The 15029-nt window shown below is 28.9% G+C and carries 6 protein-coding genes and 1 pseudogene; 2 read left to right on the top strand and 5 right to left on the bottom strand.

Annotated elements, in window-relative coordinates; translation table 11 throughout:
• Nucleotides 1-5 precede the first annotated feature (5 nt).
• Nucleotides 6-695, top strand: coding sequence for a hypothetical protein (locus NHG49_RS11290; protein WP_242290207.1), 690 nt, complete (start codon nucleotides 6-8; stop codon nucleotides 693-695).
• Between the two features lie 929 nt (nucleotides 696-1624).
• The gene (locus NHG49_RS11285; protein ID WP_258126001.1) at nucleotides 1625-5317 is read left to right on the top strand and encodes a hypothetical protein; all 3693 of its coding nucleotides are present in this window, start codon (nucleotides 1625-1627) and stop codon (nucleotides 5315-5317) included.
• A 376-nt stretch (nucleotides 5318-5693) separates the two neighbouring features.
• On the opposite strand, the gene NHG49_RS11280 is transcribed toward NHG49_RS11285, so the two are convergent.
• From NHG49_RS11280 to NHG49_RS11260, 5 genes and pseudogenes are all read right to left on the bottom strand, one after another.
• Nucleotides 5694-7439 (bottom strand): ATP-dependent helicase, encoded by a 1746-nt coding sequence (locus tag NHG49_RS11280; RefSeq protein WP_098817551.1) that lies wholly within the window; start codon nucleotides 7437-7439, stop codon nucleotides 5694-5696.
• On the bottom strand, nucleotides 7436-9514 hold the full coding sequence (locus tag NHG49_RS11275) for an ATP-dependent nuclease (protein ID WP_098817550.1): 2079 nt from the start codon (nucleotides 9512-9514) through the stop codon (nucleotides 7436-7438). The genes NHG49_RS11280 and NHG49_RS11275 overlap by 4 nt, the downstream gene beginning before the upstream one ends.
• Nucleotides 9515-9840: 326 nt before the next feature.
• Nucleotides 9841-13551: an NACHT domain-containing protein gene (locus NHG49_RS11270; RefSeq protein ID WP_258126000.1), complete on the bottom strand. Its 3711-nt coding sequence runs from the start codon at nucleotides 13549-13551 to the stop codon at nucleotides 9841-9843.
• A 772-nt stretch (nucleotides 13552-14323) separates the two neighbouring features.
• A pseudogene (locus tag NHG49_RS11265) lies at nucleotides 14324-14482 on the bottom strand (single-stranded DNA-binding protein); the annotation flags it as partial.
• Between the two features lie 158 nt (nucleotides 14483-14640).
• Nucleotides 14641-14895 carry a DUF4318 domain-containing protein gene (locus NHG49_RS11260; RefSeq protein ID WP_088046778.1) on the bottom strand — a complete coding sequence of 85 codons (255 nt, stop codon included), beginning with the start codon at nucleotides 14893-14895 and terminating at the stop codon, nucleotides 14641-14643.
• Nucleotides 14896-15029: the final 134 nt, after the last annotated feature.

Genomic DNA, 15029 nt, shown 5'->3' with positions numbered 1-15029 from the left:
AACTAATGCTAAAAGGAAAACAAAAAAGCTCAGGGCGGCCTAGAATATTTACTGATCAGGAATTAAAAGAACTCGCATTAGAAGTTAAAAACAGATTAGGTCACGTACATTTAACCTACTCTCTTCTTGAAAAAGAGACCAGCATTGGGAGAAACACTTGGAAAAGAAGATTAGAAAAAACAATAGCTGAATTAAATAAACCTATTTATCGAACAATTGGTGTAAACGAAGAGGATGAGGTTTATTTTCCAAACATAGAACAAATTTTTGAAATTTATAAGGGTAATACACCTAAAATTATTAATGCACTTCATGAATTTGAAACAATGTTTATTAAATTATATGAAGAACTCCATATCCTAAAAAAAGATGAACAAAAAGTTATCCATATAAAGCAAATTGCTGCTGAAAAAGATTTACAAATTAAAAAGCTTAAAATACAAGTTGAACATTATAAAAATCTTTACGATCAATTAATTATTTCTAGTTCTTTTCCTCACTTACAAGAAAAAACAGGACTCAAAGACAATCTTTTAGATTTCAACGCTAGTATTGATAAAAACAGTAGCCTATCAAATTTTAAAACTCTATTCGAAACTTCTAAAGATTCAATAGAATCCTCAGAAAAAAATAATATAGAGGAGCCTATCAACAAACTACAAGATATGTTTCCTGATTTTTTCAATGAAAAATAATACAGAAGATGTACAAAACAAGAAAAGAATCCATTTTTTCAAAATGGATTCTTTTCTAAAATACCTTTATAGCGAGCTCCATACACCTAATACAGATGATTTTAAATCATGTAAATAGCTTTATATTGACTTGATTTTTTTGGCTTTTTCCGTAGTAACATTTGTCTCATTTTAGACATAATTAAAGAACAAAGAAAAATATGTAAGTAGTGGGCCATAAAAATAACATTCTAGGCTTCCCCTCCCACCATAATCCTTTTCTAAAAACCTACGGTTTGGAAACTCTTTATGAAAGACATATTCATATGCAATCTTTTTTTAAGTTCAATAAACCTATCTACTTCTTTTAAATTATAACTCCAATTGTAATAGCTATATCTCCCATTATACCTTTTAGAAGCCCTTGTTCTTCTCTAAAGTGTAGTGCTCAATCCGTTGTATACTTCTCAATAAAAATTGGTCTTTCCATAATCCTAATCCCCCTTATGTATATCAAAATTAGATGAGCAAACCTCCTTCAAATCCATGGAATTTTCGTTATGGACGATTTGGTACTTTGAGGTTGATGGATAGTAATATAAGATAATCCCTATTACATTAGTCATAGTATTATTATTCATTGATGCTACTAAAAATGACAGCTATTTATTCTCCATAATTAATAATATATTGCTCGCCTTTAAGATCCTTAAATGGGGAGCTCATCAATTTTCTGTCCTACACTCTAACCTATTTGATTAATATATTCCTTACAACTTAATTAATTTTTTTCTTGTATAAACTTCAATAAATCACCTAACCTTTTTTTAAGAATACTAGAAGGCTATACTGAATACTTCATACACTCAGTAATACTCCAGTTTTGCAAGTTTGCTATTATTAATTTAAAATATAGTATAAATACATAGGATGATTATGGAAGGAGAACTATGAAAAACTTTATTGAATTAAGTCTTACTCATACCCAAAACGATGCTCTTGAATACTTTAAAAACAAATTAACACCATATGCTCACTCTTCTATTGATCGTGGCTTATATGAGAGAGAGGTTTCCTCAAACGATTGGGGGATAGATCTTTTTTATTTAAAAATATTACAGCATAGTGAAGTATCTCCTGACCAACGTAGTGTAAATAATGTACCGCAACTACTCGAAATATATTCTAAACAAGTTCCATCCTCTAAAATTCAATGGGACGAACTTGTTATGGATCAATGGATACGTGTAGTTTGGGATCGTTGGTATCTTCCTCACGAGGCTCGAATAGGTAATATCCAAATCGAATCCCATCTCAAAGGTTTCTTTGAATTTTTAAACAGTATTCCGTATCCTGATGAACGTTTTATATTAATAAAACAATTTCAGCACATATTAGAAACGCATAAAATTCAATATCCTAACACACCTGAACTTGCTGAACTACTCAAGAAAGAAATTATTATTCAGGAAGAAAAACAATATACTCTAAATCTGTCACACATTTTATATAGTGCTAATGCCAACAAAGTTCTAGCAAGACTTTGGAGTGAAGGTCATTGTGGCCCATCAAATCCGCTAGAGCGTCTTACATGGTGGATAAACTATTTTGAATTATCCCGAGAAGCTAGTATTCATTTTCTTGATTATTTAAACAAACAAGAACTTAATTCATTTATTAAGGCCATTATGGAACGAATTACATCTGAAAAAGATATAATTGGATGGAAAGAGGAATCCATTAAAAGGGAATTAGAGAAACAGCCATTTTATAAACCCGAAACTGTATATGATCCTTCAAATAAACTTTTTCCTGATCGCTTGTCCTGGGTTTTGGATGACATTAATGAGCATACTATACATGTCAATGATGCTCGTGATAGGATCGCGTGGCTACTTGGATTTCTCATTAGATCGGAACTAAAAAGTGGTTTTGATTCTCTCACCCCTTCACTACTATTGGATCAGCTTCTTTTTGCTGCGGAGCAACGCCCATATTTTTACCATATAATCTATTATACTGTAACCGAATATCATCCAGAGTGGATTCCCTTAATGCTATCTTCTTCAAAACATTTAGATTGGGGATTAATTTTATTAGCCTCTTTCACCCCAAATTTGAATCTTTTAGAAAAAATAGAAGAAGAAACACTAAAAAAAGAATGGTGGAATATCGGCTTAATATTCTTTGGACATACATTTAAACAGTTAGATTCCAAGGAAGCAAGTTTAAAACTATGGAATGTTACCAAGTGGCTATTCCAATCAAAAAAAGAAGCTCAATCTTTTAGGGGGCAAAATGAAATAGAAGTACGATTAGCTAACTATCGGTATTCATCCTTTTTAAAGTTAATTGAAGAGTTGACTGACGAAAATGATCAAGATCAAATTCTTCCAAATATATTACCTGTTCTATCCCCTATGATATATGGTGATTTAGAGAATTCTAAGCTTCCGCTTTATTCTTGCGAATATTATGTAATGTTATGGATTGTCAAAAACTTCAATAAAATTCCTATTAAGGAAACTGAACCTAACATTTTCAAAGATAATTTGAACCATTGTGTTTTCATTCTACAAAAGGGATATACTGATTCATTACTTAGTCTCCAGCCAATTAACAAAATTTATTTCGAAGAAATGAGCGTAGCATGGGTACATTTTATTGATTATCTCTTTCAAACAGATAAAGGTTTATTTTCAAGGTTCATTTATTGTTTCCATCACGTAAGTAGAGACAATAAAATAAATTATATTTATAAGCTTCGCTTGCATCTACAACTTATCTGTAACTTAATAATAAACTGGAAACATACTGAAACGGATGAATGTCTAATTGATTTAGTTAACGTATTAGAGCAATTATTAGAATACCAACGTGAGGATACCATGAGAGGATACGTGGACATCTTTTCTCTTACTCATGAAATTTTTGGAACGTCCCAAACACAGGAATCACTGTACAAATTGATAATTGACGTATGTTCTCATCTACCAGAAAACCTAAAAGAAAGACTAATAATACAAATTTTAAAAACAACAAATAATCGTGGACGATTATCCCTTCTAATCAAGGTACTATCAAGTAACGAAAAAGTTTATTCTCAGATTATGGCTAAAATTGAGAGTTTATCCGACGAAAGAGAAAACTTGCTAGATGCTCAGCAAACCATTAGTTCATTTATTGAATCACAACAGCCAACTTTAATTACCAAAGCATTTGAATTACTTCAAAAATACGATGAACTAGCTAGTAACAAAAATATTCGTGATTGGATAAACTGGTCATTTTCATGGCGCCTAAAGGGATTGTTTTTTGCAAATCACTTTCAAAGTATTCTAGATATGCAAATTCCGAATAGAATTTCACATTCAAAATCCGCCAAATTAGAACTTGATTTTTATAAAGGCTTAGTTTTTTTATCAAAAAAAACTTCAGGAGATGTCAAAAAAGCTATTGATATATTTCATAATCTTAGAAAAGAAGAACCGAATAATATCAGCTTTATAATAAATTATTTTACTGCATGTGTTACCTATAGTACCTTAGAATTAGATGACAAAATAACTTCTGAGAAAAAGAAAGAATTACGTGAAATATTGAATCTTGGTGAGAAACTCTTTCGCAACTTCTCACCAAATGAATGGTCTAGCATCAAAAAAAATTATACAGAAAATCAGTTATTTCTTTTTCTACTCCTTAATGATTGGTCTAACTTTTGGTCTTTGTACTGGTCACTCGAAGAAGAACTCCGCTTCAGCCTTATAATTGGTTCATATGCCGTTAACGCCTATGCTAGCCAAGGAGAAGAAGATAAGGCTCATGATTTACGAAAAATATTACAAGATAAGTATGGAGAAATTGAAGGTGTAATAGAATTATTGAAAGTTGAATTAACACCACAACATTTTAACAATTTTTCCTTAGCAATGTTTCATCTACAGAATTCGACACCAGACACCCAAGTAAAATTATATACATTGAACCAAGATATGGACCTCAAAAAATTTCTTATCGGTCGTATCGCTGATTCCTGCCGAACTGTTTGCAGTTTACTTCCTACCTTAGCCACAGGAGTAGCTGGAGCTTTAGACGAAGACCGATATACTGATGTATTCCTAAAAATTTTCGAAGAAAAAATTAGAGAACTTCGGTGGACAATAAAAGGGCAAGACAGGGGAGGGTATACAGCAAGTGATCCAAAGGATGGGCATGGTGGAGTAGGAGAACGTGACGGTATCTTATATGAATCAAAAGGAAATCCTTTATCATTAATTGAAGCTTTAGTATTAAAACATGTTGATACAAAAAACATTGAAGTTCATACCCAGAAAATATTTGGCTATGATACGACAAGAGTAAATCTTCACTTTGTTATCAACTGGGGAATTTCTTCAAACCCTACACATACTTGGGCTGGTTATCGAAAAATTGTATCCAATCGAACAACTGGAAAATTCGCTGTTGAAAAAACAGGCGAGATTACTGATTTTTCCAATCCTGATGATATGAAAGGAATTAAAGCCTTTTATAAAGTTCATAAAACATCATTAGAAGAAGTTAAAGCTTATGTTATTCATTTCTATGTAGATGTGGCACAGGAAGATGCCAAATTAATAGCTAAACAAGCAAGAGGTATTTAAACTTATTGATTATGTATTATATTTAGGGGGACATCATACTCATCAAGCTAAAATTTTGAAATATCCCCAAAACGAAAATTTTATATCTCTACAGTTTTTATGAGAATTCAGTTCATTTTTTCGTTTTGGGTAAAAATATATTTATTAATTTGCTGGCGATGTATGGTGACCCCTATATAAAGAAATTCAAGAAAGATAAATAAAGTAGAAATATTTATTGTATGCTTTATCAATCCACTTCATACTGCATTTTCCCTATATCTATTCACCTTTTATTAAAGTAATTAATAGTAGCAGATTAAATTTGTTTAATTTCAAAAGCTGAATAATCACACTCAATCCCTTTATTCTTACAACGTATTGAGTAAATTAAACCTTAAATTAATTGTGGTTCTTTTTCTAAATCTATTATTTCAAAATTAAATTTGGTTTCAATTATACCTCGGTTTTTCTTTGATAACTTAGGTGTTACTATAAATAGACTATCCATCGCTCTACTTATACCTACATAATAAATTCGCTGTTCCTCCTCTTCTGCTAAGTTTGGATTAATTAAAAATTCAATCGTCTCGGTAATCAATAAAACATTTTCAAATTCATCACCTTTAGACTTATGAATAGTCCTATGCTGACTAATATCTTCTTTATAATTTATACACAATGCTATGTCTTTATAAGAATATTTATTGTAAAAATCTTGAATAGTACCATTTCTAAAACTTGACATTTCAATATCTTCTCCAACTAATTTATAAAATAGCATTAAGGGTTCCTCAAAAAATGTCTCTTTTAAGCTGATTAATTTTTGTAAAATTAATATAGATTTGTTAATTTGCTCTTTTTCTGAATAGCCACTAAAATTAGTAGTCATTATTTTTATGGCATTTTTATAGTCATTTTGTTTAGCCAATTCTAAAGCTTCCATTGAATTTTTTATAATACTATACCTTTTAATATTACTATCTTTTAAAGCTAATTCAGCCAAAAGTTTTGTATTTAAACCACTATTATCTACCAAAAACTTCATTGAGTTAGCAGTAGGATTATCTCTAGACAAAGTTTGAATAAAATTACCATCACCGATCATCTCTTGTGTTTTATTAAATGCATCTACATTATTTCCTACAAATAAAACAGGTCTTTTAAGGTCTACATTTCTAACTTTGGTTTGTTCAATATCTGCTCTAATTGTATTTAATAAATCAATTATTTGATTAGAACTTCTTCTATTTTCAGCAATAGTATATTCATTTAAATTATTAATTTTAAATTTAAAGTACTCTTCTATACTAGCCCCTTGGAATGAGTATATTGACTGTGCAGGATCTCCAATTACCCCTATTATAGTTTCTTCTTCTGCTAATAAAGATATTATCTTAGCTTGAATCGGATTAGTGTCTTGAAATTCATCTATAAAAAAATAGGGGAATTTAGCACGTAATACTTTTAAAATAAATGGATATCTCATAATCAATTCATAACTAAAATATAGCACATCGTCATGATCAATTTTTCCTTCTTGCCAATATAATTTTTTATAATTTAGTAAATCCGTTTCTAGAATTTTAACTACCTTACGCAATTGTCTCGCATCACCTTCTTCACCTCTTAAATCTAATTTTTGATTACTGTTAAATGTATATTTAATACCCGATAACCAATTGAATAACGCCTCTTTGTTCTGTTGTCTATTTAGCAATTGGTTTATTGTATAAGGATGCTTTAATTCTTCGTTCTTAGAATGATTTTCTAACCAAGATTTAACTTTACCATATTTTGGTTCGATTTTATCGTGTCCTTTTAATAATTGATATTCTATTCCAAATAATTCTGCTATATAAGTAATGTATGGTTTAACTACATGCCCGTATAAAAAGCTATGAATAGTTGAAACTTCTACTTGATTAATGGATTGTGAACCTAATCTATTTAAAATGGTTTCTACAGCTACATTAGTATATGTTATACATGCTACTTTACGTGTCTTTTCTAATCTTTCTGAATTCCCCAGTACATTTCTGATATGATTTATTAGCCAGTAAGTTTTACCCGCACCTGGTCCCGCTGTAATCTTAAAATGCTGCTCAATATGTATTGTATCTTCAGAAGAAATAGCAATCATTCTTCACACATCCATTCTATCGCCGCTTTAATATAGTCAGGTATATTAAATTCTTTAAATTTAACATTTTCTTTTTCGTCAGTATTTCTCTTTTTCAACAAATTTTCCTCAAGCACATAAGCTAATTCTAATGCATTAACTCCTTTTCCTACTGAATTTAGATATCTTGCAGCAATTAATGCTTTTTTTCTATCTTTATCTGTCCAGGTTAAGCGATCGTCTGTTAAAGATTGTCCAATCCTTTTGTTTTCTTTAGAGACATTTAAAGTTTCAAGCATTAAGCCTAACGATTTACTATTACTATATTGATCCATTAACTCAAAAATCTCATCTCTATTAGCTGTAGACTCTGTAACTAGCTCCTTAAAAATAGGATTAAAACAAATCAAATCGTACTCTAATGTTTTTCCAAACTTTTTATCTTGTAAAAAGAACTTGATATTTTCAGAATAACCATTCATCTCTTCACTTATTTTATACTCATACTCTGTTTCATCTATAAACATTTCAAACGGATAACACTTTTTAAATGACTTTTTTTTCGCATTATCGCTAGAGATAATGCGTTTTCGTTCAGGATCTCTATCTGTTATACATGCTACTTTTCTTTTTATAGAGTATGGATTAGAAACGTCAAATAGTTTTAGAAAATGATCAAAATATTTCCCCCCCACATTAATTACTGCAATGTGATTATTTTCTAAAGAAACATCAAGATATTCAGCAAATATTGACATTAATAGCTGTTCTGCTAATCCTTCTACTAAAATGATTTTTTCAGCAAATAGCATATTAGATTTAGTAGCATCTAAAAATCTCTGCACATATTTTTTACTCTCTTCATTTTCATTGAAAGACTTCCCAGGATAGCCAATTAAAGTCTCACTATCATTTTTATAAATACATATTAATTCATCTAAATTCACCGCACCCGTTATATGAGTAGAGTGTGTAGTAACAAAGATTTGTCTAACCTTTTTATTATTTAAATTTCTTCTTAGAAAATTTAATAACTGCCTTTGCATTGTAGGATGTAAATGCGCTTCAGGTTCTTCAATAACCAACATCGGATATACCTTGGCATTACTACCAAAATACTCCTCATTTGCATCAACCTGCATTTTTGAAAGTAATAGCGACATAAATATTAAATTATTGTATCCAAGTCCATTATTAATAATAGGCATCTTAATACCTGTTTCATATTCAACTATTAATTTCAAAGCAGAATAAAGTTCGATATCTGTTATGCTACCATCAAAGTTAGGAGTAGATTTATCAAATGAAGCACCAATATCATTAGCATATGATAGAATATGCTTTTTCCCCTCTTTCATTCGCTCGTTCAATAGTGTAATTAAATTCCCAGCAAACTCTCCAAATTCTTTCCTTTTAATTTTAATTTCAGCTTCTTTTTGCTCCTTCGCTAAAGAGTTATCAGCTTTTATGTTATAGTCCATAAAGAAATCTAAAACATTCTTTAATAATGTGTTCTTTCCACTAAACATATCTCTTTCGACATCTCTTATTGCATCTAAAAATTGAAAATCAAACTTGTTTAGCGATTCACTATCGGCAGTTATTTGATTAGTAGGGTCTCCCCCAAAAATTTTATATGTATAAAGTCTAAGAAATTCATCTTGAATTAATTGCCATATTTCAAATGTCTCTTTCGATTCAGCTACTACTTTCCTATACTTTTCATGAAATTTAGTTGGGAGATAGAATTCATACTGTAGTTTCGCTTCATAAGGTTCTTCTAACTTAGTTAGCCAATTGCTTACAGTCACTAAGTCGTCACCCATTAATTCTTCACAATCGTCTTGCTTTAAAGTAGCAGTTATTTTAATACTAGGGGGATTTTCCTTTAACTCTTCTATTGAGATGTTTTTGTTAAAGTCATCAATTGATAAATGCTTTTTACTATTAGAGTTAAAAATTAACGCTAATGCTCGTAATAAATTTGATTTACCAGCATTATTATGTCCAATAATAACATTTATACCGTTATTAAAATCTATCAAGTTGGAACGAAAGTTTTTATAATTAGTTATACTTATATTCGAAATATACATTGCAATCAAGTCCCCCTTAATGGTTTATCACTTTTTACACTCAAATTATTAAATATACTTATATTATACATAGAAACACTAAAAAGCGGCATAAAATTCCAATTCCACACCACTCTTTAGCCTATTTTATTATTTGTAAAGACATAAATAATTTTTTTATCTTATACTCTTTTAAAATTTGAATTTTAAGTATTAATCAGATTCTCCAACAAACCTGCGTTCCTTTTTACTTCGAGTAATCTGCAAAGGTAAATATAATCTTTCCATCCAACAAGATTATTCAACATCTATTTTATTTTTTACATATAAATTGATTCAAACGTTATTTATATATCTTGAATCAATTCTTTAATTTTCACCTTTCTAATACGACTTTCTACTAATTTTATATTTTCCTGTAACCACTGTTTATGCTCAAGATACGGAATCCCGTTTATTTTTGTTTCTAATTGTTCATAAAATAGCCGCTTACTTTTTAAACTTGGTATTTCACTTCCACTCCATGAAGACATACTTGGAAAAAGGGGTATTTTTTTAAAAAGGTCAAATTCCGGTTTTATTTGGATTAATTTTATTATCCATTCAATCTGCTGATCATTATTAAAATCAGTTAAACATTGAAATAATATTTTCATTAACTCCTCATCTTCTGACCATAAATTTATTTTTGAATCAACCCATTCAAAGCATCTATCACTATATTCTTTCAACATATTCGTGTCTAAATGTAGTAACGTCTCTAATAATTCCCTTGCTACAAAATTTTTAGACGGAATTTTTATATATTTTACAATTATTTCACTTATAGTTTCTGATAGTTCAAACCAATTTTCTTCTTTCCAAATAAATTGTAAATTTACATTTTCCTGAAACTCATAAATACTCGTATCACCTTCGAATATGTTTTCTACTATTTCTTTTAAAACTTTGGAGTTCCATCTTGTTAATTGTTTCAAAATAGCAGAATCGCCATCAAAGTATTGTTTCATCTTCAAAAATCTTATATATACTCTTTTTAATAAATCCATATCGTTTTTTAAGTAAATAGCAATATATCTTTCATTATCGATGAAATTATCAAAAAAATGTTCCAATCCCCTAATAACATCTATATCTTCTTGTTTCAGTAAACTATTTATTACATTAATAAACACATTATCATCTATATTAATGTACATTTCTAAAAAAGATATATCCCTATAAAACCCTGCAACTTCACCCTCAGGTTGATTGAAATAATTATATATCTTTTTTAGGAGCTCGCTATTGGGATTAGAAAAGCTCATTTCTCTATATGCACAATACAGCCAATAACTTTTATTATAAAATTCTAATGATGCTATATTTTTTTCTAACTCTTCTAAATCCTCTGTTTTTTTCACTATATTCCTTGGATGTACAGCAATTTGTATATTTTCATTAAAGAACAGTTGTAATTTGCTCATTATTTTACTTTGAGGAGTATTTAGAAACAAAGCCTCTATCCTCTTTGCTGCTGCATATCTTTTAGAATTCAAGTAGCCTATAGCAACAACCTTGTTACAAATTTTAAATAGGTTACGAAGATCCTCGTCAGAAAGTTGATTAAACCAAACGATTAAACCTCTCTCCTCACCTAAACTATCTGCTTTCTCATATTTCAATTCACTAAATAATTTCATATAAACGCTATATTCATAAGTATTTATTAATTTTACTACTTTTTCGGCTAAACGAATTTCATATATTTCCAATAAATCCTTCAACCTATTAAAAACTATAGCTTGCTCTATTGTTAATTCTCTATTCCCAGTAATTATTATCTCAATGAAACTCTTATCAAATTTCAATATATCTATATCAACAAAATCCATTTTACTCGGAACATAATTATATAAAAGTTCATGAATCTCATTTAAATGAATTTGCTGCTTATATAAATCGCTTAACCTCTCCCATACATTCTTTCTAATCTGTATTATGTTATCTTCTAAATATAAAGGCGTAAAGGAGAATTTTACCACTCTCATCGCTTTCAAGCTTGTATGTTCATGATAGAACTTTAAATAATACTTGAAAATTTCAATTAATAAATTAGTATAAAGAATATCCTTTTTCAAACTATATCTTTGATCAATTTTCTTTAATAATTCTAATTCTTTAATGTAACCATAATCTGCTGACCTCTCATTAAACCCAAAATTCCTGATTAAAATATGGTATACAGAAGAGAACTCTGAAGGTTTCTTTTCAAGATATAACAATATTAGATCAATAGCTTCTAAATAGTAACGAGAATTTTTATATTGCGCTAATAGACTTAAGATATTTGAATGCTTTTCATTATTATTTTTTAATTCAAATTTCAAGTTAACATTTTTCTCAATTTGAAAATCTTCTATTTTATTTTTCGAGTATAGTAGTCCTTCAATTTCTAACGCAAACCAAAAAACCTTTAAATATTCTTCTATCTCTCCCTCACTACTATTTTTGATATCCTCTTCATATTTCTCTTTTACTGCTTCTTTTACTAGTTCTAAATTATTTTCTTTATAAAAATAAGAAAAAACATTATTTAAATTTTCTATTACTCTATTTTTTAATTGTGGATAATACTTATCAAGAAACAATTTATATGAAATTAACTTTTCTTTAAATATAGTTAAATAAAAAAGATAAACACTTAATATTTGATCTGAAATTTTAACAAGTTCATCTTCATATATATCAACTATCTCCATATAATGTAATTTAAAAACGAGATTTAAAAAATCTTCCTTCTCAATATTTGCTATCTCACATATTACTTTGACATTTTCCTCATCTCTTAAATTAACATGATTTAAAAAACTTAGAATGGCTACAACTTTCAAAAGCTCTTTATTCTCTAATTCCATTTCAAAATGCAATTTAACATCTTGATAATAAGATTCTAATAAATCAACTGTATTTTCTATGCTTTTTAAGTTGTTTTCTCGTTTAGCTGTAGTACACGCCATTATAGCTAATCTTGGATTCCCTTTGGAAATTTCATATATTCGTTCTATATATCTTGAATTCCTTACTTCGAAATATTCGCATAATAGTTTAATATTTTCTTCGTTCAAAGGATTCATTTTAAACAATTTATATTGATACTTTGAAATTTTGTCAATTATTTTTAATTCTGCATACTCTCTCACAGTTAGTAACAACTTGATATGTACACCTCTAGATTCCCAACTAAACAAATCTAATATTAATTGAATGTCGGTCTTTAAATTTGCATCATCAATCATTATTAAATAATAACCGGGTCTATTAAAATATGAATTCAAATCGTCATATATATTTTGCCCATTATTCCTTAAACATTTCAATTCATATTCATTATGTTTTTCCTTAAATTCTCTAATACTTTCTAAAGAGATTCTAGTTTTTCCTATACCGGGTAATCCTGAAAGTACTGTTATTTGATTTTCATCAATCGATTTAATTATATCCGCTATCTCTTCTTCTCTCCCAAAAATATCCATATCCAATGGTGTAGCCAGTTTACCACTATCATTTAATTTTATGAAATCTTCCAGGTCTAAAATTTGTTGGGTGTCTATAGATATTCCTAAAAAGTCATTAATTATAAAAGGATAATTTATTAATTTATAAGCTAGGGTATCTAAAGAAACCACCTCAATATTCACATCATTTCTTCTACCCTCCGAAATCAATTCTTCTATTTCTCTACTTTCTAATCTCGTATTACAACAACAAATTATCTTATCTATTTGTTCATTTTCAATACCTGTTTTGTTTTCATCTAGACATTTTTGAATATCATCTTTAAATTTAGAAACTATTCTATTTTTTTGCACTGTATATTCAATATATACATATTTCTTATTATCAGGCTTTATAAGAGTATCTGGTGTACCAGTTTTAGTGTTATTATTTTCCAACACAGATCCTATAGGATAAACTTCCCCCCTATATTCTTTAGCAAAATATGCATCCATTAATTTTTGAAACTCACCTCCATTTAGTTCACCTAGTTTATTTTGAATTTCATTAATTTTACTCATTTCTACCACCGATCTTAATTAAAACCCTATTTTTATAGAGCTTAATTACATTTTCTTGTAAGTCTCCAATTCTCAATTTATATTTGAAATAAAAGTATCCTCTCTTTTGATAATTTTATCCAAAGGAGTAAAAAGGTTCAACTTTTTATAACTGGTGCAACTTTTTTCTATAAATATTTATGTTTACACACAGTTTGTAGGCTATATTCCATTGGGCAAAAGAAATACCTCTTCCAACATTGTTTTATACGTATAGAGAGAGCAGTTTCTTGAATCCAGTATTGGATAAAAAAATATAAGTAGAAAACCAAACAAAGATAGACTTTTGGTTTTCTACTTATATCTTTATCTTCAGTATTTTTTTACATGTTTCTAAAATTGTACATATATCCATAAACATCTCTTCATAACAAAATAATTCCAGTGAATTCCTCAATTCGTTTAACTTAACATTTTCATTGAAAATTATTATTATTTTTCGTATAGCTAACTTATAAACGGTAAACAAATGTTGCTATAACTAATCCACCCTACACTTCAATAAGAAAAATTAAAATCATCTTTCCTATAAACGGTTATACTTATTGAATTCCACTCTCTTCTATATCTTATTTATAGATTTAAATTGTTTTGTACAGTTACCTATCATGATGTCAATCTATTTTTGTACATAGTATTAATTATGTACAATTACCTCTTCTGCCTTGACGCTATTGTTGCTAAGTGATTAGTTAAAAAATACAATTATGTACAATAGAGATCATGGAGATATTATCACACAATTAATAAAATCTACTTGTTGCTCACCTAAACTATTTCGAAAACCTCTATTCACCGCAACACATATTCGTGCATAAGCGACCCCTTGCTTTGTGTAGTATAATTCTGGCTCCTTTGTCAATCTACCGATTAATACAACTCGATTCATCATATGTTATACCACCTCACATATTTTTCTTTATTGTAAAGAAAAATGTATGAAGGGTAAAAAACGTAAAATAATATATTTTAAAGTAAAAAATATTATTTTATATGCTGTAAAAGAAAAAAAGAAACCTTACATATATTAAACATGTAAGGTTTCAAAATTTATACTTCACTACAGGAAATGTAATATCCACCGCGAGCCATCTTTATCTCAACACGATACATTACATTTTCTAAGTAAAAAGTAATCGGTTTAACTTTACTCTCAAAATTCAATTGTTCCTGACATTCAACCGCATACCTTTCGATAGCGGAAATAATAACTTCTGATGATGGATACGTTAAAGCATCTTCTAGTTCTATGAAAAAACTTTTAGAAAATAGTTTTTTCATAATCCTTTTCTTCTCTTTCATCATATTCCATCCCCCTTCAATTTGAGTTACCAACAACCATATTATACCATTACCGAAATTAACTTGCATTAACAGGCAGTATAAGCCTCACTGATTAAAATTTCACTCTATCTTTGAAAATAAAAAAATCCTGCATT

The sequence above is a fragment of the Bacillus sp. IBL03825 genome (assembly GCF_024712505.1).
Lineage (GTDB): Bacteria > Bacillota > Bacilli > Bacillales > Bacillaceae_G > Bacillus_A > Bacillus_A wiedmannii.
This window is presented reverse-complemented; position numbering and strand designations above follow the sequence as displayed.

Coding starts and splice junctions, on each gene's coding strand:
- NHG49_RS11290 (WP_242290207.1), top strand. CDS start 6: ATGCTAAAAGGAAAACAAAAAAGCTCAGGGCGGCCTAGAATATTTACT.
- NHG49_RS11285 (WP_258126001.1), top strand. CDS start 1,625: ATGAAAAACTTTATTGAATTAAGTCTTACTCATACCCAAAACGATGCT.
- NHG49_RS11280 (WP_098817551.1), bottom strand. CDS start 7,439: ATGATTGCTATTTCTTCTGAAGATACAATACATATTGAGCAGCATTTT.
- NHG49_RS11275 (WP_098817550.1), bottom strand. CDS start 9,514: ATGTATATTTCGAATATAAGTATAACTAATTATAAAAACTTTCGTTCC.
- NHG49_RS11270 (WP_258126000.1), bottom strand. CDS start 13,551: ATGAGTAAAATTAATGAAATTCAAAATAAACTAGGTGAACTAAATGGA.
- NHG49_RS11260 (WP_088046778.1), bottom strand. CDS start 14,895: ATGATGAAAGAGAAGAAAAGGATTATGAAAAAACTATTTTCTAAAAGT.